The 22,876-nt window shown below is 46.0% G+C and carries 20 protein-coding genes and 1 tRNA gene; 5 read left to right on the forward strand and 16 right to left on the reverse strand.

Features of this window, described 5'->3' with window-relative positions; translation table 11 throughout:
• The first annotated feature begins 78 nt into the window (after positions 1-78).
• Positions 79-160, forward strand: a tRNA-Leu gene (locus DWX61_RS08835).
• A gap of 78 nt (positions 161-238) precedes the next feature.
• Positions 239-1,615, forward strand: coding sequence for an MATE family efflux transporter (locus DWX61_RS08840; protein WP_118624876.1), 1,377 nt, complete (start codon positions 239-241; stop codon positions 1,613-1,615).
• 128 nt (positions 1,616-1,743) lie between these two features.
• Here DWX61_RS08840 and DWX61_RS08845 read toward each other — a convergent pair whose 3' ends face one another.
• Genes DWX61_RS08845 through DWX61_RS08860 form a run of 4 tightly spaced genes read right to left on the reverse strand, consistent with a single transcriptional unit; the run spans position 1,744 to position 6,412 of the window.
• Entirely contained in the window at positions 1,744-3,033 is a 1,290-nt protein-coding gene (locus tag DWX61_RS08845; RefSeq protein ID WP_118624878.1) for a diaminopimelate decarboxylase, read from the reverse strand.
• 52 nt (positions 3,034-3,085) lie between these two features.
• Entirely contained in the window at positions 3,086-4,522 is a 1,437-nt protein-coding gene (pyk, locus tag DWX61_RS08850; RefSeq protein ID WP_118514433.1) for a pyruvate kinase, read from the reverse strand.
• Between the two features lie 27 nt (positions 4,523-4,549).
• A complete protein-coding gene (locus tag DWX61_RS08855) occupies positions 4,550-5,440 on the reverse strand; it encodes a DUF1751 domain-containing protein (RefSeq protein WP_118514435.1) in 891 nt (296 codons plus the stop codon).
• 30 nt (positions 5,441-5,470) lie between these two features.
• A complete protein-coding gene (locus DWX61_RS08860) occupies positions 5,471-6,412 on the reverse strand; it encodes a magnesium transporter CorA family protein (protein WP_022426904.1) in 942 nt (313 codons plus the stop codon).
• Positions 6,413-6,638: 226 nt separating this feature from the next.
• Between DWX61_RS08860 and aroC the strand changes: the two genes are divergently transcribed.
• Entirely contained in the window at positions 6,639-7,733 is a 1,095-nt protein-coding gene (gene aroC / locus DWX61_RS08865) for a chorismate synthase (RefSeq protein WP_118624880.1), read from the forward strand.
• Positions 7,734-7,862: 129 nt separating this feature from the next.
• Here aroC and DWX61_RS08870 read toward each other — a convergent pair whose 3' ends face one another.
• The 7 genes from DWX61_RS08870 to hemA all read right to left on the reverse strand — a co-directional run bounded on the left by DWX61_RS08870 (position 7,863) and on the right by hemA (position 15,492).
• Positions 7,863-8,945, reverse strand: a complete 1,083-nt coding sequence (locus DWX61_RS08870; RefSeq protein ID WP_118369173.1) for a lactonase family protein — start codon at positions 8,943-8,945, stop codon at positions 7,863-7,865.
• A 188-nt stretch (positions 8,946-9,133) separates the two neighbouring features.
• Positions 9,134-10,414, reverse strand: coding sequence for a glutamate-1-semialdehyde 2,1-aminomutase (gene hemL / locus DWX61_RS08875; protein ID WP_015525262.1), 1,281 nt, complete (start codon positions 10,412-10,414; stop codon positions 9,134-9,136).
• On the reverse strand, positions 10,414-11,397 hold the full coding sequence (gene hemB / locus DWX61_RS08880) for a porphobilinogen synthase (protein WP_118624882.1): 984 nt from the start codon (positions 11,395-11,397) through the stop codon (positions 10,414-10,416). Before hemB ends, hemL begins: the two co-directional genes overlap by 1 nt.
• Before the next feature lie 2 nt (positions 11,398-11,399).
• Positions 11,400-12,905, reverse strand: coding sequence for a uroporphyrinogen-III C-methyltransferase (gene cobA, locus DWX61_RS08885; protein WP_118624884.1), 1,506 nt, complete (start codon positions 12,903-12,905; stop codon positions 11,400-11,402).
• Entirely contained in the window at positions 12,902-13,795 is an 894-nt protein-coding gene (gene hemC / locus DWX61_RS08890) for a hydroxymethylbilane synthase (protein WP_334303619.1), read from the reverse strand. The genes cobA and hemC overlap by 4 nt, the downstream gene beginning before the upstream one ends.
• A complete protein-coding gene (locus DWX61_RS08895) occupies positions 13,782-14,273 on the reverse strand; it encodes a precorrin-2 dehydrogenase/sirohydrochlorin ferrochelatase family protein (protein WP_118514445.1) in 492 nt (163 codons plus the stop codon). The genes hemC and DWX61_RS08895 overlap by 14 nt, the downstream gene beginning before the upstream one ends.
• Positions 14,263-15,492: a glutamyl-tRNA reductase gene (gene hemA, locus DWX61_RS08900; protein WP_118624888.1), complete on the reverse strand. Its 1,230-nt coding sequence runs from the start codon at positions 15,490-15,492 to the stop codon at positions 14,263-14,265. The genes DWX61_RS08895 and hemA overlap by 11 nt, the downstream gene beginning before the upstream one ends.
• A gap of 201 nt (positions 15,493-15,693) precedes the next feature.
• Here hemA and DWX61_RS08905 point away from each other — a divergent pair, with 201 nt between their 5' ends.
• Positions 15,694-16,491 carry a sirohydrochlorin cobaltochelatase gene (locus DWX61_RS08905; RefSeq protein WP_118514449.1) on the forward strand — a complete coding sequence of 266 codons (798 nt, stop codon included), beginning with the start codon at positions 15,694-15,696 and terminating at the stop codon, positions 16,489-16,491.
• A 121-nt stretch (positions 16,492-16,612) separates the two neighbouring features.
• On the opposite strand, the gene DWX61_RS08910 is transcribed toward DWX61_RS08905, so the two are convergent.
• From DWX61_RS08910 to DWX61_RS08920, 3 genes are all read right to left on the reverse strand, one after another.
• Positions 16,613-17,824, reverse strand: coding sequence for an NADP-dependent isocitrate dehydrogenase (locus DWX61_RS08910; protein WP_118514451.1), 1,212 nt, complete (start codon positions 17,822-17,824; stop codon positions 16,613-16,615).
• Positions 17,825-17,987: 163 nt separating this feature from the next.
• The gene (locus tag DWX61_RS08915; protein ID WP_118514453.1) at positions 17,988-18,812 is read right to left on the reverse strand and encodes a S8 family peptidase; all 825 of its coding nucleotides are present in this window, start codon (positions 18,810-18,812) and stop codon (positions 17,988-17,990) included.
• A gap of 148 nt (positions 18,813-18,960) precedes the next feature.
• A complete protein-coding gene (locus tag DWX61_RS08920) occupies positions 18,961-19,233 on the reverse strand; it encodes a hypothetical protein (protein ID WP_118624890.1) in 273 nt (90 codons plus the stop codon).
• A gap of 128 nt (positions 19,234-19,361) precedes the next feature.
• Here DWX61_RS08920 and DWX61_RS18940 point away from each other — a divergent pair, with 128 nt between their 5' ends.
• Positions 19,362-19,523 carry a hypothetical protein gene (locus DWX61_RS18940; protein WP_015525281.1) on the forward strand — a complete coding sequence of 54 codons (162 nt, stop codon included), beginning with the start codon at positions 19,362-19,364 and terminating at the stop codon, positions 19,521-19,523.
• Positions 19,524-19,559: 36 nt separating this feature from the next.
• Here the strand turns inward: DWX61_RS18940 and spoIVA are convergent, their stop codons facing one another.
• Both spoIVA and DWX61_RS08930 read right to left on the reverse strand, forming a co-directional pair.
• Entirely contained in the window at positions 19,560-21,029 is a 1,470-nt protein-coding gene (gene spoIVA, locus DWX61_RS08925) for a stage IV sporulation protein A (protein WP_118624892.1), read from the reverse strand.
• Between the two features lie 144 nt (positions 21,030-21,173).
• The gene (locus DWX61_RS08930) at positions 21,174-22,871 is read right to left on the reverse strand and encodes a [FeFe] hydrogenase, group A (protein WP_118514459.1); all 1,698 of its coding nucleotides are present in this window, start codon (positions 22,869-22,871) and stop codon (positions 21,174-21,176) included.
• Between the last annotated feature and the right edge of the window lie 5 nt (positions 22,872-22,876).

The following is a 22,876-nucleotide window of genomic DNA, read 5'->3' on the forward strand; positions in this document are numbered from 1 at the left end:
ATATTTCCAAATAATACCTTTATTCTGAAAAATTCCTTGCAAACCACCTGATACTGTGCTATTATAATAAATGGTTATGCCGCTGTGGCGGAATTGGCAGACGCACTTGACTCAAAATCAAGCGGAGCAATCCGTGCCGGTTCGAGTCCGGCCAGCGGCATTCGCATAAAAGACCTGACGGAGAAATCTGTCAGGTCTTTATTATATAATACAAAAAAATCACGAAAGGAATAAAAAAATGGAAAAAGACAAAAGCTTTTTAGGAACCGAGCCTGTCGGAAAGCTGCTTCTGCGGCTTGCACTTCCTACAGTTGCCGCACAGCTCATCAATATGCTCTACAATATCGTCGACCGTATCTATATTGGTCATATTCCCGGAGAGGGTGCTCTTGCCCTTACCGGTGTAGGTGTCTGTATGCCGCTTATCATGGTCGTATCCGCCTTTGCTGCTCTTGTCGGAAACGGAGGCGCTCCCAGAGCCAGCATCTTTATGGGTAAAAATGACACGTCAAAAGCCGAACAGACTCTCGGAAACTGCTTCACCATGCAGATCATCATCTCCCTGATCCTGACTGTTATCCTGTTTCTCGGAAACCGCATCCTTCTCCTTGCATTCGGCGCCAGTGCAAACACCATCGACTATGCGGTGGGTTACATGAATATCTATGCAGTAGGAACTATTTTTGTACAGCTGACTCTTGGCATGAATAATTTCATCACAGCCCAGGGATTCGCAAAAACCGGAATGCTCTCTGTACTGATCGGTGCGATCTCCAACATTATTCTGGATCCGGTTTTTATTTTCGGATTCCACATGGGTGTCCGGGGCGCTGCTCTGGCAACGGTGATCTCCCAGGCATTTTCCTGCATCTGGGTCCTCTCATTCCTCTTTGGAAAAAAGACCTTCCTGAAGCTTCGGAAAAGCACCATGAAACTGAAAGCCGATATCATTCTGCCCTGTATGGCTCTTGGCTCTTCTCTCTTTGTCATGCAGCTCAGTGAAAGCGTTATCTCTGTCTGCTACAACTCCTCCCTCTTAAAATACGGCGGGGATGTTGCCGTAGGAGCCATGACCATCCTTACCAGCGTCATGCAGTTTGCCATGCTTCCTCTTCAGGGACTTGGTCAGGGTGCACAGCCTATCATCAGCTACAACTATGGTGCACGTAATGAAAAACGTGTACGTTCTACATTTAAGCTTCTTGTAAAAACAAGTATTTCTTATTCCGTGATCCTGTGGCTGATCATTATGATCTTCCCGCAGCTCTTTGCCGGAATGTTTACTTCGGACAGTACATTACTTGCTTTCACAAAGACAGCTCTCCGGATCTATATGGCAGTTGTGTTTATCTTTGGTATCCAGATTGCCTGCCAGATGACCTTTATCTCCCTTGGCAGAGCCAAAGATTCCATCATTGTGGCTATTGTCCGAAAATTTGTTCTGGTCATCCCGCTGATCTATATTCTGCCCCATATTTTCCGTTCTGACCGGACAAATGCAGTTTATATGGCCGAGCCGGTTGCAGATATCCTGGCTGTTACATTTACCGCCATCCTGTTTTTCTTTGAGTTTAGAAAGGCCCTGGCAGAAATCTCCGGAAGCCGGAAGCAGTAACCCTGCATTTGACCCCCTTCCACCCCGCTCGCGGTCTTATACCTCTTATCAGACGCTTAAACATGAAACAGCCTTCCAGCATCATTACTAGGATGCATAGAAGGCTGTTTTTATATATTTCTGCTATTTTATTTCAATTCGTCTTCATCCTGAAGAAGTTTCTCAAAAACAGGGAAGCAGTCAAATGTTGCAAAATAATCTCTCGGTGTTTCGGCACGACGGATCATCTCAAAGCTGTCGTCCTCATGAAGAAGGATCTCTGCAGATTTCAGTTTACCATTGTAATTGTAGCCCATTGCAAAACCATGAGCACCTGTATCATGGATCACAAGAAGATCTCCCTTATCGATTTTCGGAAGCATACGGTCAATGGCAAATTTATCATTATTCTCACAGAGGGAACCTGTCACATCATATTTATGATCACACGGTTCGTTCTCCTTACCCATAACCGTAATGTGATGATAAGCACCATACATAGCCGGACGCATCAGATTTACTGCGCAGGCATCTACGCCGATATATTCTTTATGTGTATGTTTCTCATGGATCGCTTTTGTGACAAGGCAGCCATACGGTCCCATCATGAAACGGCCAAGCTCTGTATAGATCGCAACATCACCCATTCCTTCCGGAACAAGGACTTCTTCATAAACCTTTCGGACACCCTCACCGATCACACGGATATCGTTTGGCTCCTGATCCGGTTTATAAGGAATTCCGATACCACCGGAAAGGTTGATGAATTTAATGTGTGCACCTGTCTCTTTCTGAAGCTTCACGGCAAGCTCAAACATAACCTTTGCAAGCATTGGATAATAGTCATTGGTCACTGTGTTGCTTGCAAGGAATGCATGGATTCCGAACTCTTTGGCACCTTTGGATTTTAGGATACGGAATGCGTCAAAGATCTGCTCGGTAGTCATTCCGTATTTTGCATCTCCGGGATTATCCATGATACCGTTACTGATCTTGAATACTCCACCTGGATTGTAACGGCAGCTGATCACTTCCGGGATTTTCCCGAGAGCTTTCTCTACGCTCTCAATATGTGTGATGTCATCAAGGTTGATGATTCCACCGATCTCATCTGCATATCTGAACTCTTTCTCCGGTGTGTCATTGGAAGAAAACATGATATCGCCCTTTTTGCAGCCTACTGCCTTGGCCATCATAAGTTCTGTTTCTGAGGAGCAGTCGCAGCCACAGCCATACTCCTGCAGAATATTGATCAGATATGGATTCGGTGTTGCCTTTACCGCAAAAAATTCCTTGAATCCTTTGTTCCATGCAAAAGCCTCTTTCAGGGCTTTTGCATTCTCACGGATTCCTTTCTCATCATAGAGATGGAAGGGTGTCGGAAACTTTTCAGTAATCTCGTTGAGTTTCTCAAGTGTCACAAATGGTTCTTTTTTCATAATAACTGCATCTCCTGTTTTTTCGACTGCTATTCCCGAAGAAACCTCAGTCTTATTCTGCCTCGATCACGTGCATCATATTTGTCACTGCACCACGACCGTTTGTCATGTTGGTCGCAGGGTCTCCTGCTGTAAATACAACAAGGTCTCCTTTATGTATCAGATGACGGCTACGGACAACATTCATAGCCTGAGACATGATATGGTCCGTGGTATCTCTCTGATATCCTTTCAGAGGTGTTACACCCCAGATCAGCTGAAGTTTATGCTGGATAGTTGAGTTCGGTGTGATCGCATAGATCGGAACCTTCGGGCGGAAATTGGAGATCAGTCTGGCTGTATTTCCACTCATTGTCGGTGTTACGATAGCGTTCGCCTTCAGGTTCTTTGCAGTACGCACCGTTGCAAGTGCCACTGCACTGGAGATCTTCTCTCTTCCGTCCATGGAACGATGTTCAATAAACACTTTATAATCCAGATGCGGCTCTGTCATCTCTGCGATATCTGCCATCATCTTAAGAGCATCAATCGGATATTTGCCGGCTGCTGTCTCTCCGGAGAGCATGATCGCATCGGTTCCGTCGTAGATCGCATTGGCAACATCAGCTACCTCTGCACGTGTAGGACGCGGATTACGGATCATGGAATCAAGCATCTGTGTTGCCGTAATAACCGGTGTATAATGTTCGTTACACTTACGGATGATCTCCTTCTGGATGTGAGGTACCTGGCTTGCAGGAATTTCCACACCGAGATCTCCTCTGGCAACCATGATACCATCAGATGCTTCAATGATGGAATCAATATTCTCAACACCCTCTGCATTCTCGATCTTCGCGATAATACCGATATCTTTTCCGCCATTATCATTCAGAAGCTTACGGATCTCACGGATCACCTCTGCGGAACGGACAAAAGATGCCGCGATGAAATCAAATTTCTGTTCGATACCAAAGATGATATCCTTTTTATCCTGCTCTGTGATTCCCGGAAGATTTACTTTTACATAGGGAACATTCACACCCTTCTTCTCTCCCAGCTCACCACCGTTTAAGATATCACAGACAATATCAGTTCCCCTGATTGTCTTAACCTCAAGCTCAATCAGACCATCATCAATGAGAATCCTGTTTCCCGGTTTTACATCCTTGTAAAGTGTCTCATATGTGATAGCGACCTTTGTGCTGTCGCCTTCAAAATCGCCAATTCCAAGTACAAACTGTTTTCCTGCTTCCAGCTTAACCTTCTGTCCGTCCTTTAAAAGTCTGGTACGGATCTCCGGTCCCTTTGTGTCAAGAAGCATGGCAATAGGCATATCAAGTTCCTCACGAAGCTCTTTGATCATATCCACACGGCCCTTCTGTTCCTCGTGGTCTCCGTGAGAAAAGTTGAATCTGGCAATATCCATTCCATTCTCCATAAGAGCCTTCAGAGTTTCCCTGTTATTGCTGGCAGGTCCAAGTGTACAGATAATCTTAGTTTTTTTCATAATAATGCTCTCCTTCGTTTGTGCGTTTTACTGTACGTGTTTATGTGTAAATAAATGATCCTGACAATATTCATAATTTCCGTTGCACTTTGAGCAGAAACGGAACTCCAGGTTTGGATCATCCTTTTCAGTACGTCCGCAGATCGCACATTTATGCTTGGCGATCCCATCCGGACCAGAGCCCGTTCTGGAAGGAGCCATCGCCTTCTTAAACTGCTGCCTCCTGTGAATTTCCTTCGGATTGTAACGATTCATATCTCGGGTACTGAAATAAAAGATCACAAAGTTTAAAAGTGATGCTACGATCGGCACCACGCCTACCCAAAGCCCGACTCGAAGATAAGATACGATATCCCACGCAATAAACAGTCCGTATACAAAGGCCATCCATTTCATCCTGATCGGGATCACAAACATAAGAAGCAGCTGAAGATCCGGATATGTGACTGCATAGGCAAGGAAAATGGAAAGACTGATATAATATGTGGTAAAAATATTTCCGCCAAGAGAGTAGGCGATCCCGTTCATCACCACATAACCACCTGTAAATACATGTAAAAGCACTGCTGCGATCACAGTAAACAAAACACCTGAAAAAATATACAATGTGTACCGGAAAGTTCCCCAGGTACGTTCCAGTGAAGTACCGATCGGATAATAGAAGAAAAAGATTGCGAGAAGGAACATCACAAGATTTCCGGTTCCTCCCACACTGGATGGCGGATAGATCACCCATGTCACCAGTCTCCAGATCTGTCCCTTCATGACCATGGACATATCAAGACTCAGCATATTCAAAACTCCCGGAGCAAACATGGCCAGAAAATATCCCAGCACATAGCATCCGATGATGTAAACAGTCAGATTCGGAATCCCAAATCTTCCAAATTTACGTTCCAGCTTATCAATAAATTTCATTAAAATCTCCTTTCAGAAAACTTTTGAAAATCAGAAAAATCGCTTCTTGGAAAGAATGATCGCTGCCACAACACTAATCGCCACAGAAATCAGGATAATGATCAGAAATCCCAATGGACTCCTTGATAAAGGCATACCGGAACCAGCCACATTCATTCCGTAAGCACTGAACACAATGGTCGGAATACTCATGACAATGGTAATGATCGCCAGTACTTTCATAACGATATTCATATTGTTGGAGATGATCGATGCAAAAGCATCCATAGTTCCGTTCAGGATACCGCTGTACACATTGGCCATTTCGATCGCCTGCTTATTCTCAGTGATGACATCCTCCAGAAGATCGGTGTCCTCCGGATATTTTTTGATGCTGTCTATCTTCAGAAGCTTCTCCAGCACAACCTCGTTAGACCGGAGTGACGTAATAAAATAAGTCAGGGATTTCTGCAGCTCCAGAAGCTCGATCAGCTCCTCATTTCTTGTGGAAAGATGCAGTTTTTCTTCCACCTGCTCACTTTTTTTGTCAATGATACGCAGATAACGCAGGTACATACTCGCATTTCTGTAAAGGATCTGAAAGATAAAACGGGTCTTCATATAGGTAAAAAAGCTCCGGACTCTTCCCTCCATAAATCTGGTAAGAACCGGTGTGTCCTCCAGGCAGATGGTAAAGATCATAGATCCCGTCACAATGATGCCAAGCGGTATTGTCCCATACCAGTCCTTGTCATTACGTTCCTCGATCATAGGAACGTCAACCAGGATCAGTGTATAATTATCCTCAACTTCGATACGTGACCGTTCTTCCTCATCCAAAGGGGATCGTAAATCGTCAACCTCTATATCAAACTTCTCGGAAAATTCAAAAATCTCTGTTGCCGTCGGATTCGTCAGCGCAATCCAGCAGCCTTCCTCCGGTTCCTGTATCTGGTGGATGGCTCCGTCTATTGTCTTGTAAATCCTTACCACGATTCCCACTTCCCTTCTCTTGCTTTTCTTTTGCCAGAGCAAAATTCTTTTTTATTATAAATAGTCAAAATAGCTTTGTCAATTCATACATTTTCTTTTTAAAAAGGCTTTTAATTAATTTCACATGATCTTTACATAAAAATTCATTCTGCATTCCACGTTCTTTACATTTTTTCCGGCTTCCTATATAATGATTCCAGAATTCCAACGAAAGGAAGTTATACAAATGAGTCAGTCATCATTCGGAAAAAAATTCGTGGTTACCACCTGGGGAGAATCTCACGGCAAGGCCATCGGTGCCGTTCTCGACGGCTGTCCCGCAGGTCTTTCTCTCTGTGAAGAAGATATCCAGGTTTTTCTTGACCGGAGAAAGCCCGGTCAGAGCCGTTATACAACTGCCCGTAAGGAAGGCGATCTGGTGGAGATCCTTTCCGGAGTTTTTGAAGGAAAGACTACCGGTACTCCAATTTCTCTTCTGATCCGCAATACAGATCAGCGTTCCAGAGATTACGGAAATATCGCATACTCCTATCGTCCCGGTCACGCAGACTTTACCTTTGAACAGAAATATGGATTCCGTGATTACCGTGGAGGTGGACGCTCCTCCGGAAGAGAAACCGCCGGACGTGTGGCAGCCGGTGCCATTGCCATCAAGCTGTTAAACGAACTTGGCATTACATTTACTACCTACGCAAGATCCATCGGTCCTGTAGAGATCCGGTCCTTCTCAGAAGAAGAGATCCGAAATAATGCACTCTGCATGCCAGATGCCGACGCAGCCGCAAAGGCATCTGCCTATCTCGAACAGTGCCTGAACAGTCAGGACAGTGCCGGCGGCGTGATCGAATGCCGCATCAAAAACGTTCCTGCCGGTCTGGGCGATACGGTTTTTGACAAGCTGGATGCTACCCTCGCTCATGCGATCATGTCCATTGGTGCTGTAAAAGCTGTTGAGATCGGTGACGGCATCAATGTGACACGTCTTACCGGTTCCGAAGACAACGACGGTTTTGTACAGAAAGACGGTATTATTTCCAAAACCTCCAACCACGCAGGTGGTATTATGGGCGGTATGAGTGACGGCAGTGATATCATTCTCCGTGCACATATCAAACCGACGCCTTCCATCAGTCAGTCTCAGTCTACTGTGACCAACACCGGAGAAAATCTGGAGCTTGAGATCAAAGGCCGGCATGATCCGGTGATCGTACCACGTGCAGTAGTCGTTGTGGAAGCTATGGCAGCACTTACCATTACAGATGCGCTTTTTAACAATATGAGTGCACGGATGGATCGTATCCACGAATTTTATCAGCGGTAATTTCGTATTTTGACCTGTCGGATAGAAATTATAAATGTGCAAAAAAAGACAGACTCAGGGAAAGTTCCTACTCGTCCCTGAGTCTGTTTTTGTCCGCCTGTATAAAGCTTACTTTGATTAATCCCGATCTTAATCCAACTGCTCGCATGTATCCGGTACCGGCCAGATATGGATACTGTTCGGTGTCTCGATCTTTCTCGGTTTTTCGTTCATCATGATGATATTCTTTTCATAATCCACAGTGAAAACGGTAATACTGTTGCTGGCATGATTGGCAACAGCAATATGCTTGTTATCCGGGAAGATCATAAGATCCTTCGGGTAATCACCACTGATCGGAAGTGTAAATTTCTTGGTCAGAAGGCCTGTTTCCTGGTCTACTGCATACATAGTCACAGTATTTTCCCCTGCTGTTGTACAGAAAAGATATTTACCGTCCGCAGAAAGAGACATACCGGAAGCTGCGTTATGAAGCGCATCATTGGAATCCTCTTTTCCAAGAGTGGTAATGCTCTGAAGCAGCTGGAACTCCGGATTCTTACCGCTTCCGTCATAGCTGTATACCTTCACCTCATTGCTGAGCTCAAAAAGAAGATATGCAAATCTTCCGTCATCACTGAAACGGATGATACGAGGGCCGCTCTCTCTCGGGCAGCGAAGAATGTCAACCAGCTCCAGTTTGTCTTTCTTCTTATTGATACGATAGATCTTAACCTGATCGATACCATTATCTACCGCACAGAGATACTTATTATCCGGTGTCGGACGTACACAATTAACATGCGGACGGAAGTTACGCTCTGCCACGCTTCCAAGTCCCTTGTGGAAAACGCCGTCCATAACACTTCCCAGACGGCCGTCTTTATGTGTATGTACAACCGTTACCTTACCATCATGGTACCCTGCCACATAAAGATATCTTCCGTCCACATCTGTTGCAAGATAGCAGCCTCGCATTCCGTTGATATCCACACTGTTGAGGCGGGTAAGATCACCGTTCTTGTCTCTTTCAAATACAGCTACACCTTCATCCTCAATGGAATACAGATATTTACCGTTTTTTGATACCGCCAGATGAGAAGCATTGCTGACTTCCACTTCGCTTCGTTCTGTGAGTGTTCCTTTTTCTACATCTACATCGTATACCTGAATTCCCTTACTGGTTCCATGGGTATATGTTCCCACGTAAGCCACGTACTTCTTTTTTCCCATAAGTTCTGGCCTCCTGCTTTTTACATTGGTTACGTATTTTTGTGTTTATTTTATCACAAAGCTTCTGCAAGAACAAGTTACCATCCTGTTATCTTTTGTGCAATTTTTTACGCAAAGCTGCCGTTCACTATGGCGTTCACACATGATCCACGCAAATGGATCGGCTCCTGCGCATCCATTACGCCTCTTTACAGATCTCCCAAAGCGCCTCTCATTGCTTCCAGAGTTTCATCAATTACTTCATCTGTATGCGCTGTGGAAAGGAACATCGCCTCAAACTGGGAAGGTGCAAGATGAATGCCTCGTTTCAGCATTCCCTTGAAATATTTTGCAAAAAGCTCCAGGTTGGATGTTTTTGCAGAAACATAGTCTTTTACCTCCTGGTCTGTAAAGAAAATACTTGCCAGAGAAGAATCATAGTTTACCTGATATGGAAGACCTTTTTCCTCCACGATCTTCTTCAAGCCGCCGTAAAGCTTCTCACCTTTGGCAGCCAGATCTTTGTAGATTTCCTGATGCTCATAGAGATATTTCAGCTGTGTGAAACCTGCAGCCATGGCAACCGGGTTTCCGCTTAAGGTACCTGCCTGGTATACAGGACCACACGGTGAGATCAGATCCATGATCTCCTTACGTCCGCCATAAGCGCCTACCGGCATTCCTGCGCCGATTATTTTCCCGTAGGTGACAAGATCCGGACGGATACCAAAATACTCTGCTGCTCCGCCAAAGGCAAGTCGGAAGCCTGTGATCACTTCATCAAAGATCAGCAGACAATTGTGCTCATCGCAGAGCTCACGAAGCCGCTTTAAGAAACCTGGTTTCGGAGGAACCACACCCATGTTTGCTCCTACTGCTTCCACGATCACTGCTGCCACATTTCCCTCTTCCTGTTTGAGAAGTGCTTCCACACTGGCGGCATCATTGTAGGTAGCCGTCATAGTATCCTGTGTACAGCCCTTCGGAACACCGGCGCTGTCCGGAATACCACTTGCCATGACACCGGAACCGGCACTTACCAGAAGGCAGTCACTGTGTCCGTGATAGCAGCCTGCAAATTTGATGATCTTGTCTTTTCCGGTAAAACCTCTTGCTGCACGGATGGCACTCATAACAGCCTCTGTTCCTGAGTTTACCATACGGATCATATCTACATGTGGAATATGTTCACAGATAAATTCAGCGATCTCTACTTCGATTCCTGTAGCACAGCCAAAGCTCAGACCATTTTCGCAGGCCTTGATCACACTCTCGCGGATCTCCGGGAAGTTATGTCCCAGGATCATCGGGCCCCAGGAATCAATGTAATCCACATAGCGGTTTCCATCTACATCATAGATGTAGCATTTATCTGCTTTTTCAATAAAACGAGGTGCCTCACCGATCGCTCCGTAAGATCTTACCGGGCTGTTTACGCCTCCCGGGATTCTTTTTACCGCACGCTCAAATAACTGTTCTGATCTTGTCATCAGCCGATTCTCCCTTCATCCATAAGTCTTGCCAGAAGCTCCGCATAATAGGTAAGATAGATCTGCGCACCGGAACGGAATGCCCCGGTAGCCATCTCGCCCACGATCCTTTCTTCGTCGATCCAGCCGTTTGCAGCTGCTGCTTTTACCATTGCATACTCACCACTGACACTGTATGCGGCAACCGGAACGTTTGTGATCTCCTTTACCTGCCAGATCATGTCCTGGTATGCAAGAGCCGGTTTTACCATGATGATATCTGCGCCCTCTTCCACATCTGCAAGTGCCTCTTTCAGTCCTTCTCTGCTGTTGTGCGGATCCATCTGGTAGCTTTTTCTGTCGCCAAAGGACGGCGCAGAATCTGCAGCCTCACGGAACGGGCCATAAAATGCAGAAGCATATTTTACTGCATAGGACATGATCGGTGTTGTGTAGTGTCCGGCCTTGTCCAGACACTGACGGATTGCTGCAACACGACCATCCATCATATCAGACGGAGCAACCATATCTGCACCTGCCTCCACGTGGGAAAGTGCTGTTTTTGCAAGAAGCTCCAGCGTCTTGTCATTGTCCACATCATGACCGCAGAGAACACCGCAATGGCCATGGGAAGTATACTCACACATGCATACATCTGTTACATAATAAAGCTCCGGAAATTTCTCTTTTGCAATGTGAAGAGCTCTCTGAACGATTCCCTCCGGATCATAGGCACCGCTGCCCACTTCATCCTTATGGTCAGGAATACCAAAAAACATCACACTGCCTACACCGGCTTTGGAAAGCTGCTCCAGTTTATATGGAAGACGGTCCAGGCTGTAACGGTACTGCCCAGTCATGGACGGAATTTCTTCTTCCTTATTTTCTCCTTCCATTACGAACATAGGATACATAAGAGAAGATTTATCCATTCTTGTCTCACGTACCATTTTACGAAGGTTTTCGCTGCCTCTTAATCTTCTTGGTCTTTTTGTCAGTTCCATGATCATTCGCTCCTTTTCATATCCTCCACCAGCTTGACAAGACTGTCAATGGTGGCTTTTTCTGACATATATGCTTTCATTCCAAAGCTCTCAGCAGCCGCCTTCGTCTGTCTGCCGATGCAGGCTGCCTTAACCTTTGAATAATCCAGTCCTTTTGTTCCCTCCACAAATCCCTTCACAGTGGAGGCACTTGTAAACACCGCACAGCTGATCTGTCCTGTTTCAAATTCCTTCTTCTCATCGATGAGCTGGCTCTTTTCGTAAAGAGTCTGATAGGTCGGAACATCCTCGATCACAGCACCTGCCTGTGCAAGAAATGCAGTGAGTTTTTCATTTCCCTTTTCTGCCCGCGGGATGAGTATCTTTTCTCCACCGGAGAGAAGCTCTGAAAGTTCCTTTCCAAGAGTATCCCCGTCATATACCGAAGGCACAAAATCTGCCAGCAGACCTCTTTCCTTCAGGGCCTTTTTTGTTCCTTCCCCGATCACGGCCAAACGGGCATTTCCCATGGCACGGATATCTTTTCCATGACGGATCAGTTCCTCAAAAAATACCCTTACACCTGTAGGGCTGGTAAATACAAGCCACTGATATTCCTCCAGGTGATCCAGTGCTTTATAGAGACGGTTCTGGTCTTCCATGGGGACAGTACGGATCGCCGGAAGTTCCAGAACCTCCGCGCCTTTTTCACGAAGCTTGTCCGCAGTTCTGGAAACAAGCTCTTTCGGTCTTGTGACAAGGACTTTCCATCCTGAAAGCGGCAGTTCTTCATACCAGCCAAACTTCTCTGCCAGTGTACACACCTTACCCACCACAATGATCGCCGGGGTCTCGATTCCCTGACGTTTCACCTCTTCTTCCAGGGTAGAAACTGTTGCTACGATCCGTTTCTGACCTGCTGTAGTTCCCTTCTGCAGGATCGCCGCAGGCATATCCTTTTCCATTCCTGCACCTATCAGACCCTCGCAGATATCCGGAAGCGCGGACACGCCCATCAGAAACACAAGAGTTCCCTTTGTATCAACAAGCGCACGGAAGTCTATATCGTATTCTTCTCCGGCCCTCTTATGTCCTGTAATGATGTGGACTGAAGAACAGAAATCCCTGTGAGTTACCGGAACCCCGTTATATGCCGGTACTGCAATGGAGGAAGTAACACCCGGAACAACCTCATAAGGAATCCCATTCTCCCGAAGAAGCTCCAGTTCCTCTCCTCCTCTTCCAAAGAGGAATGGATCTCCGCCTTTCAGGCGCACCACACGAAGACCCCGCTGTGCCTCCTCAAGAAGTACCTGATTGATATTTTCCTGACGCATGATATGGTGACTGGCACGTTTGCCTACATTGATCAGCTTGACATTTTCCGGGATTCTTGACAGAACTCCCTGACCTACCAGACTGTCATAGACGACCACATCTGCCTGTTCTAGCACTTTGAGGCCTTTTAATGTAAAAAGGCCGATATCGCCAGGACCCGCTCCTACCAGCCATACTTTTCCTGTTTTCATCTGTTTTCTCCTTTTTTCCGAAGAGTTTCTGCCAGTTCCCTGCCTAAGCTTTCCGCATCTGCCTTATTGCCACGCAGTGTTCCTGTTACATAGGAACCGTCTTTTTCATTATAATAAAGCCCTCTGAGATAGATCTCATCCCCGAGAATTTCCGCATGGGCAGCCACCGGAGAAGAGCATCCTCCATCCAGGAGCTTTACAAAAGCACGCTCCGCACTTCCCGCGGCCCAGGCATCCTTATCACAGTAGTCCTCCAGGAAATCATAAGCTTCCCCTTTTCTTCCCTGTACAGCAAGGATTCCCTGACCAGCAGCCGGAATGATCTCATCTGCTGTAAAATACCGGTTGATCCTGGATTCCAATCCAAGTCTCTTAAGACCGGCAGCAGCCAGGATCAATGCACTGTACTGTCCTTCATCCAGCTTCCGGAGTCTTGTCTGAAGATTTCCGCGGATACTTCTGACATCCATATCCGGATACAGTTTTTTAAGCTGTAAGGTTCTCCTTAAGCTGGAGCACCCAAGGGGCTTGCTTTTATCAAGTTCAGAAACTCCATCAGGAAGAACCAGTACGTCTCTCGGATCTTCTCTTTTGGAAAAAGCCAGCAGCGGCAGTTCCTCCGGAACCTCCATAGGCATATCTTTCAGGCTGTGTACAGAAAGAATACTTCTTCCATCTATCAGTGCTTTATCCAGTTCCTTTACAAAAAGCCCTTTTCCGCCAACCTTATCCAGTGTACGGTCCAGAATGATATCCCCGGTAGTTTTCATAGTGAGGATTTCCACTTCCAGATCCGGATTTTTTTCTTTTATGTAGTCACGGACCATTTCGCTCTGCAGCACTGCAAGCTTACTCTCTCTGCTGCCGATCACGATCTTATCTCTCTTCATCTTCATCCTGCTCTCCCAGTACTTTTTCCAGCGCTTTCTGGATTTCTTCCCTTACACGCTTTGCTTTTTTATGATCCAGTCCGCTGGCTGTAACTCCAACTACCATTTCATCCCGCATATATACGCCTGGGAAATAAAAATCACAGGCTTCCCGGTCGGAGGCTACATTGACATAAATGCCCTCCTCCTTACAGACACGGTGGATCTCATCATTCAGCTTCCAGTCATTGGTGGCTGCGATCACCATATATGCGTTGGCAAAGTCTGAACGTTTCACGGGACGGATATGTAAAGTTACAGTTCCTGCTTTTCCAAGGTCCATAAGTTCCTGGGTCACTTTTGTAGCCACCACTGTGATATTTCTTGTAAATTTCAGAAGAGTCTTTATTCTTCTGGTAGCAATATTGCCGCCTCCTGCCACAACGATATTTTTATCGGACAGGTCTATAAACATGGGGAAATAAGGTTTATTCTTCATAAAGTTTCTCCAGTCCTTCCACACATTCCAGAAAAGCATCCTGATTCAGACTGTCCCGAAGCCCGAAGATCAGCTTGTTTACAACCTTTCCGGCTGCAATATCCACTGCTTTTTTCAGGTTTTCTCTGTCTGAATCCTCCATAGGAGTTTTCCGGAAGATTTTTTCGATCCTCAGGTTCAGATCTTCCACAGCATCCGCTTTGATCTCCTGGATGCGCGGGATGATATCACGACCTTCCAGCCACTGGAAAAATTCGTTCATCTGGTCCTTCACAATGGAGCCTGCTGCTTCCAGGTTATCTGCAAGTTCCTTCGGTGTCTCGTCGGTTCGGAAGCTGTCCATATCATAAAGTGTGATGTTATCTTTTTTTCGGATCTCCGGATCAATATCTCTTGGAACTGCCAGATCGATAAGGATCATAGGTCGTTCCACACGTACATCCTCAAACAATTCTTCCGTCAGTGTATAATTGGGGCTTGCTGTTGCGCTGACCACCAGGTCACACTCCGGCAGATAGTCCATTCTCTCACCATAATTGATCCTGCTGCATCCAACCGGAATACTCACAACACCACTTCTGTACTGACGGATCGTAACCGTCACATCCGCTCCTGCTTCACGCAGTGTCTGGGCAGCCATCTTCCCCATCTCACCGTTTCCGATCACCATACAGACTTTATTGCGAACATCGTAACCGCCTTCTGCCAGAAAACGGATAGCCTGATGGATCACAGAAGGATTTCCATGGGAAAACGGCACTTCCGTTTTGATCTTCTTGCCTGCAGTTACCGCCATACGGAAAAGCACCTCCAGAACACTGTCTGTGGTAAACTCATCCCTTGACATGCTCAACGCCTCTTTTACCTGGGTCAGGATCTGATCTTCCCCCAGAATCTGGGATTTCAGTCCGCTGGTAAGATAAAAAAGGTGCTCCACCGCCTCTTCATTTTCTCTGCTGGTAAAATACTTCTGGTATTGTTCTCCCTGCACACCTTTCAACGAACAAAGCCACTGATACAGGTACGGCTTCTTCTCATCTGCAGTACTTACCCACAGTTCCAGCCGGTTACAGGTCGACAGAATAATACACCCGCAGATCCCAGCTTCTTCTTTCAGCCTGTGCAGCGCCTCTCCGGTATTTTTGCGGGTAAAGGCAAACTGCGCTCTGACATCTACAGGTGCCATATTATGATCGATTCCAAGCATGAATATACTCATGTCCTACGTTTCTCCTTTGTTTTCACAATCTTTTATAATGATAAACATTTCCACAGGGAAAGTCAACTACGATTGACAATGTCAGCCCTCCCTTTTATAATATCTTATGGTAGAAATTGCGGATTATCTTTATATTCCAGCGGAGAAATATAAAGAGTTTATCATAATCACCATAATTATCAGGATGGAGGAAATCCCCGTATGAACTCAGCTTCAAAAAAAGCGATCCTAGTAGTAAGTTTCGGCACAAGCTATGAAAACACCCGTAAACTTACCATCGAAGCCATCGAGCACGATATTGCCGATGCATTCCCTGCCTGTCCCACCTACCGTGCATGGACAAGCAAAATGATCATTGCCAAACTGAAAAAGCGGGACGGTCTTACGATCCACACGGTAAAGGAAGCTCTGGAACAGATGCTTCTGGATGGTATCACCGATGTGATCGTACAGCCGACTCATGTGATCAACGGTATCGAAAATGATCAGATGAAAGCCGATGCGCTTTCTTTTCGTGACCGTTTTTCCAGTATTGTTTTCGGAAATCCTCTTCTCACAACGGAAGAAGATAACCAGGCGATCGTCCGGGTAGTTGCAGATGAATTCCGGGACATGGATCCGGACACTGCACTTGTACTGATGGGACATGGAACAGAGCACTACGCAAACACGGTTTATGCTGCTTTGGATTACCGTTTTAAAGATACCGGACATAAAAATATTTTTCTTGGAACTGTAGAAGCCTATCCGGCCCTGGACTCCCTTCTCCGGGCTGCCGACAGCTTTCATCCGAAAAAGATCGTGCTGGCGCCTTTCATGATCGTAGCCGGCGACCATGCACAGAACGATCTGGCCGGTGCAGATTCGGACTCCTGGATGAACCGTCTTTCTTCCGAAGGATATGAAGTCACCCCTGTACTGAAGGGACTTGGAGAATATCCCCAGGTCCGGCAGATCCTTGTGGAACATGTACAGCAGGCCATGAACGCTTCGGTCTGACAGAGATAAGATGATCCACATATATCCCTCATGAAAAAACTGCACCGTGATCCATCCCAGGATCTTCCGGTGCAGTTTTTTATTTTTATGAGATTACTTGAAGTTCTGAAATTTCTGTTATTTATGCCATCAGTTCATCCAGTTTTGTCTTTACAGCAAGGATAAACTCTTTGCTGTTCAATACCTGTACCTCTTTCAGGGAAGTGATCAATGCAAGATCCTTGGTCATCTTTCCGCTTTCAATGGTATCCAGTGTTGCTTTTTCCAGTTTTTCTGCAAAATCAGCAAGTGCCTCATTTCCGTCCAGTTCACCTCTCTTGCGGAGAGCTCCTGTCCATGCAAAGATCGTTGCAACGGAGTTTGTGGATGTTTCTTTTCCCTCAAGATGACGATAATAGTGTCTCTGAACTGTTCCGTGGGCAGCCTCATACTCAAAATATCCCTTCGGTGATACCAGTACAGAGGTCATCATGGCAAGAGAGCCAAATGCGGAAGATACCATGTCACTCATAACATCTCCGTCATAGTTCTTGCATGCCCAGATAAAACCGCCATCTGCCTTCATAACACGGGCTACGATATCATCGATCAGACTGTAGAAATAGGTCAGGCCAGCTTCCTCAAATTTATCCTTAAACTCTGCATCAAATATCTGCTGGAAAATCTCTTTAAATCTTCCATCATATGTTTTGGAAATGGTATCCTTGCTTCCGAACCATACATCCTGCTTTGTGTCCAATGCATAATTAAAGCAGCTTCTCGCAAAGCTCTTTACGGAATCATCAAGATTATGCATGCCACGGAGAACACCTGCTCCGTCAAAATGCTGGATCAGCTCCTTACGCTCTTCTCCATCTTCGCCCTCAAATACAAGATATGCATCTCCCGGCTTGTCAATATAGAATTCTGTATTCTTATAGATATCTCCATATGCATGACGTGCAAGTGTGATCGGTTTCACCCAGTTCTTTACACATGGCTCGATTCCCTTTACAACGATCGGCGCACGGAATACAGTTCCATCAAGAATGGCACGGATCGTTCCGTTTGGACTTTTGTACATTTTTTTCAGGTCGTACTCTTCCATTCTGGCTGCATTTGGTGTGATCGTGGCACATTTTACGGCTACTCCGTATTTTTTGGTTGCTTCTGCTGCATCAATGGTAACCTGATCATCTGTCTCATTTCTGTGCTCAAGACCAAGATCATAATATTCTGTATTCAGTTCCAGATACGGTGTGAGAAGTTCATCCTTGATGATCTGCCACAGGATACGGGTCATCTCGTCTCCGTCCATCTCAACTAAAGGTGTCTGCATTTTGATTTTTTCCATATTATTTTCTCCTTTTGAGGTTTATTCTCCTGTTCGGATTCCAGGTGCTCTTTCCTTTAGAATCTTTCTTCAGCACTTTTACTGTACATTGTACTCATATTTTCCGGTTCCGTCAACGCTTTTGTGCGTTACCACGCTTTGTTTATAAGAATTGTATAATAATTCAACCTGCCAACAGTTTTTCACAGTTAAATTTTCCCCATCCCTGCTGATTTCTGGGAAGTCCCATATCTTCTGCACTTTCTCTTAACAACATCTTTACCTCTACATTAGAAAGCCGAGGATCTTTTTCCAGAAGGCAGGCGATTCCTCCTGACACCAGAGGCGTCGACATGGAGGTTCCGCTTTTGAGCCCATATGAGTACGGCAGTCCCGGTGCACAGGCAATGACCTGGCTTCCCGGCGCTACCAGATCCGGTTTGCATACACAGTCAAAGGTAGGGCCTCTTCCGGAAACTGCCTTTCTGCCATTCAGCATATCACTGGAGCCTACGGTAATGATCTTCCGGCTGCTTCCCGGTGCTGTTACCGTGCCGGCCCCCGGTCCCTGATTTCCTGCTGCAGCTACCACCACAAATCCCAGATCCCAGAGTTTTTCCACTCCTTCAAGAAGATCTGTCTGTTCCTTATGATCCCGGGATGTTGTTCCCACTGAAATATTAACGATACGGATATGATAAATGCTTCCAAACTCCATGATCCACCGAAATGCCCGCATCACATCCTCCCTGCTTCCGTTCCCGAAACGATCCAGAACCTTCAGAGCAGCGATACTACAGCCAGGTGCAGCCCCTTTATATTTTCCACCTGATGCAGTTCCGTCCCCTGCAAGGATCCCGCTGACATGAGTCCCATGTCCGTTATCATCATATGGGCTGCGTCTGATTCCTGTAAAATCACGAAACACGGAAATACGGCTGCCAAAATCTATATGGGGAAAAATACCGGTATCCAGAACTGCCACGCCTATCCCTTTCCCTGTATACATCCTTTTATACCTTTCCAAAGCTCTCCCGTCGGACAGCTGACCTTTCTTTAGCTTATTCTGCGGCCATCTTTCCCGCTACTCGTTTTATATAAAAAGACCCCGGGATCTTACATCTGAATCCCCGGGATCTTTGCTGTATATTTTTTATTTAGTTTCCTCTTCCTGTACGGAAATCAACTGTTTTCTGGATCTGATTGTCCATTCCGTAGCTGTAGTTTCCATAAACACCGGTATGCCAGCCCTTAGCCTGTCCTATGTAGTAATAATACTGGCCGCCCTCTTTTTTCCAGCCATTTTTAATGGCTGCTTTTGCGGTTGTTGTGGTTGCTGTTGTTGCCGCCTGCGCACACACTGTACCAAATGTCAGGCAAAACAGCATTGTGATCATGAGAACAAGCTGTGCGAATCTTCTCTTTTTCATGGTTTCTTTTCCTCCTGTTTTAAAAATCTTCATACCCGGTGATAATTAGATTTTCTTGCAATATAATGTATAAAATACATTATCTCCTCCAATACTTAACATATCTGAAAAATAAAGGAGGTTTTTCTATGCTTCTCTTTTTTCTTGTATTCTTCGGACTCCAGATCTTTGTTCTTTTCTGCTGTGCCGCTGCAGGAAATGACGCCGCTTCCCAGGAACTATCTGACCAGGAACAGCTTCAGTTTATCGCAGAATGGAAAAAACAACATCAAAAAAAGGACGTCTGCTGAAGAACGTCCTTTTTGCTTTGCAATTCTATTCTCCATTCATATGATGATACACACCAGTCCGCCTTTGCTGTCGTTTACGATCTTCTTCATAGTATCCTGAAGCTTCACCTGACTTTCTTCACTGATCATGGCCAGCTTGTTCCGGATTCCGTCTTCCACCAGCTGCTGGATGGATTTTCCGAAAATATTGGTCTCCCAGATACTTTCCCCTCGCTCCGGACTTTCTCTGATATACTTTATCAGATCCTCCGCCTGCTGTTCTGTACCAACGATCGGAGCGATCTCCGTTTCGATCTCCGCCCGGATCATATGAATGGACGGACTTTTTGACCGGATCTTTACTCCGAATTTATTTCCCTGACGGATCACCTCAGGTTCCTCAATAGTGATCTCGGAAAGCTCAGGCACAACAACCCCATACCCTGTTCCTTTTACCGCTTCCAGGGCAGCCTGGACTTTTACAAATTGTTCCTTCATACCGGCAAGCTCTTTTATGGTCTGGATCAGTTCATATTCGCTTTCCATGGATATCCCGCTCATTTCACTGAGCATCTGATAATAATAAATGTCTTTTACTGCGATCCGGATACGGACTTTTCCATCGGAAAGACTGATCTGTTCAAGCAATGTATCTTCCACATATGGACATTCCAGATATACCGATTCTCTGCTTACATCACGCACATGAGTAAGTCTTGTCATCTTTTCCCGAATCTCATTTAACAGAGCCGCCTTTACCTCATGTTCCGGAGAAAGCATCTCCACCCATCTGGGAACAAAAAGCTCTATCTCACTAACCGGGAATTCATAAAGGATCTTCTCCAGGATCCTGGTCACATCCTCTTTTCTAAGCTGTTCACAGTTGACTGCCAGAACGGATACTCCGAATTTCTCTTCCAGATGTTTTACAGTTTTTCCGGTTTCCTCACTGTAGGGAGTCTGGGAGTTTACCAGGATCAGAAAGGGTTTTCCCTGGGCTTTCAGCTCTTTTATCGTCTGTTCTTCTGCCGGAATAAAATTTTCTCTTGGAATTTCCCCGAAGCTTCCATCTGTTGTAACTACAATTCCAATGGTGGAATGCTGGCTGATCACTTTTTCCGTCCCGATCCGGGCCGCATCATGAAACGGGATTGCTTTTTCCTGCCATGGTGTTTTGACCATCCGTTCCCTGCCTTCTTCCACATTTCCGGATGCATTCTTTACCAAAAAGCCCACACAGTCAATAAGCTTTACCCGGATCTTCTGATTTTCCCCTATGGATACCTCCACCGCTTCTTTTGGAATGAATTTGGGTTCTACAGTTGTGATCATTTTCCCGGCGCCACTGAGCGGCAGTTCATCCTGAAGCTCTGCTCTTTTTCCCTCACTAAGCGCAGGCAGTGCCACCAGTTCCATAAATCTCCGGATAAATGTGGATTTTCCTGTACGGACCGGGCCCACAACCCCTATGTAGATATCCCCGCCCGTCCGTGCCTGGATATCACGGTAAACCTGAAAGTTTTCCATATAAAAAAGCCTCCCTGCATATACTGGCCTGTAAGCTCCGGAAACCATCTGCAAAAGATAGTTCCCGCATACCACAGTATATGCCCGGAAGGCTTCTTATATGCTGCTGTTCAACGAGAACAGCAGCCATTTGTATTCCTTACATCAGTCTTTAATATAAAACTCATTATGAAGCAGATGATGCTCCTTGCCCTTGAGAAGTCCCTCATAAAGCTCCAGAACCAGCGGGTTCTCATCGGATTTCTTGATGATCATGGTATTATCTGCATTATACAGACCCCTTGCTCTGGCTGCCTTGGTCCTGTCACCGGATCTGGTCGGCTGACCACCACCCATGATACATCCACGGCGGCACGCCATAACCTCGATCAGATGATAGTTTGCCTCACCGTTCTTTACACGTTCCATAACGATTCTTGCATTTGCAAGGCCGCTGGCAACACATACATTGATATCCATTCCTTTATACGGCACGGTAAATTCCTTGATTCCCTCTTCACCACGAACACCGCACTCTGCAATCTCATGCATGGCTTCCTTGCTGTGATCCGGGCTCAGTCTTCGAAGAACTGCCTCGGTAACACCACCGGTAACACCGAAGATAACGCCACCGCCGGAACCAAATCCAAACGGCATATCACATGCTTCCGGATCCAGTGTTGCAAAATCAAGACCAAAGTTATCGATCATGCGGAGAAGCTCTGTGGTTGTGATAACGATATCGGTATCCTGCTCGCCATCGGTAAAGCTGTTCGGGCGGATTGCCTCTGCCTTCTTGGCTGTACATGGCATAATGGAAACCATAACGGTCTTCTTGCCTGCTGCATGCTCCGGATCACGGAAGTATTCCTTGATAACCGCAGACATCATTCCCTGTGGGGAACGGCAGGTAGAAATGTTCGGAACATATTCTTTATATTGATCAGTGATAAACTTCACCCATGCAGGACAGCAGGAAGTCAGAAGCGGAAGATTCTCACCCTTCTCCACTCTGTTTAGGAACTCCTTGGTCTCTTCCATGATGGTAAGGTCGGCACTGAATGTGGTATCGTATACTTCGTCAAAGCCCATTCTGTGAAGCGCGTTAACGATTTTACCCATAACACTTCTGCCTTTGGCAAGTCCGTAATGATCACCAACTGCAACACGAACTGCCGGTGCAACCTGTGCAACAACACGAGTATTCTTATCAGCCAGTGCATCCCATACTTCATCCATATGTGTACGGATAGAGATCGCACCTGTCGGACAGTAAACACGGCACTGACCACAGTTTACACACTGTGTCTCAGCAATCTTTTTATTGAATGCAGGCATAACCATGGCTTCTGTTCCACGGAATGCGAATCCAAGAGCTCCGATTCCCTGAAGCTCCTCGCAGGCACGTACACAGTTGCCGCAGAGGATACATTTGTTCGGATCACGGATGATGGACGGTGAACTGTCATCGATCTCATGCTGTTCTCTTGTATTTTCGAAGCGGATATTACGCACACCAAGGCGATGTGCCAGCTCCTGCAGGATACATTCGCCGCTCTTTACACAGGTTGTACAGTCACGGCAATGTGCTGCAAGAAGCAGCTCCACGATCAGTTTACGATATTTCTTAATACGGCCGGAATTGGTATAGATAACCATTCCGTCTCTCGGCTGCTCGGAACAGGAAGCAAATGTCTTGCCTCTGTCATCCTCAACTGTACAGAGACGACAGGCACCAAATGTGGAAACCTCTGAATGATAGCACAGTGTGGGGATATTGATACCGGCATTCCTGATGACTGTCAGGACATTTTTTTCGTCGGTAAATTCTACTTTTCTTCCGTCAATTGTCATTGTACCCATAAGAT

The sequence above is a fragment of the Ruminococcus sp. AF20-12LB genome, assembly GCF_003478985.1.
In the GTDB taxonomy this organism is placed as follows: Bacteria; Bacillota; Clostridia; order Lachnospirales; family Lachnospiraceae; genus Blautia_A.

Bases quoted from the DNA above. Each gene is read 5' to 3' on its own strand.
- DWX61_RS08930 (WP_118514459.1), bottom strand. From the start codon at position 22,871: ATGGGTACAATGACAATTGACGGAAGAAAAGTAGAATTTACCGACGAA.
- DWX61_RS08855 (WP_118514435.1), bottom strand. From the start codon at position 5,440: ATGAAATTTATTGATAAGCTGGAACGTAAATTTGGAAGATTTGGGATT.
- DWX61_RS08905 (WP_118514449.1), top strand. From the start codon at position 15,694: ATGAACTCAGCTTCAAAAAAAGCGATCCTAGTAGTAAGTTTCGGCACA.
- DWX61_RS08910 (WP_118514451.1), bottom strand. From the start codon at position 17,824: ATGGAAAAAATCAAAATGCAGACACCTTTAGTTGAGATGGACGGAGAC.
- hemB (WP_118624882.1), bottom strand. From the start codon at position 11,397: ATGGAACTGACAAAAAGACCAAGAAGATTAAGAGGCAGCGAAAACCTT.
- DWX61_RS08915 (WP_118514453.1), bottom strand. From the start codon at position 18,812: ATGTATACAGGGAAAGGGATAGGCGTGGCAGTTCTGGATACCGGTATT.
- spoIVA (WP_118624892.1), bottom strand. From the start codon at position 21,029: ATGGAAAACTTTCAGGTTTACCGTGATATCCAGGCACGGACGGGCGGG.
- DWX61_RS08920 (WP_118624890.1), bottom strand. From the start codon at position 19,233: ATGAAAAAGAGAAGATTCGCACAGCTTGTTCTCATGATCACAATGCTG.
- DWX61_RS08845 (WP_118624878.1), bottom strand. From the start codon at position 3,033: ATGAAAAAAGAACCATTTGTGACACTTGAGAAACTCAACGAGATTACT.
- DWX61_RS18940 (WP_015525281.1), top strand. From the start codon at position 19,362: ATGCTTCTCTTTTTTCTTGTATTCTTCGGACTCCAGATCTTTGTTCTT.
- DWX61_RS08870 (WP_118369173.1), bottom strand. From the start codon at position 8,945: ATGGGAAAAAAGAAGTACGTGGCTTACGTGGGAACATATACCCATGGA.
- DWX61_RS08840 (WP_118624876.1), top strand. From the start codon at position 239: ATGGAAAAAGACAAAAGCTTTTTAGGAACCGAGCCTGTCGGAAAGCTG.
- hemC (WP_334303619.1), bottom strand. From the start codon at position 13,795: ATGAAGAGAGATAAGATCGTGATCGGCAGCAGAGAGAGTAAGCTTGCA.
- DWX61_RS08895 (WP_118514445.1), bottom strand. From the start codon at position 14,273: ATGAAGAATAAACCTTATTTCCCCATGTTTATAGACCTGTCCGATAAA.
- cobA (WP_118624884.1), bottom strand. From the start codon at position 12,905: ATGAAAACAGGAAAAGTATGGCTGGTAGGAGCGGGTCCTGGCGATATC.
- hemA (WP_118624888.1), bottom strand. From the start codon at position 15,492: ATGAGTATATTCATGCTTGGAATCGATCATAATATGGCACCTGTAGAT.
- pyk (WP_118514433.1), bottom strand. From the start codon at position 4,522: ATGAAAAAAACTAAGATTATCTGTACACTTGGACCTGCCAGCAATAAC.
- hemL (WP_015525262.1), bottom strand. From the start codon at position 10,414: ATGACAAGATCAGAACAGTTATTTGAGCGTGCGGTAAAAAGAATCCCG.
- aroC (WP_118624880.1), top strand. From the start codon at position 6,639: ATGAGTCAGTCATCATTCGGAAAAAAATTCGTGGTTACCACCTGGGGA.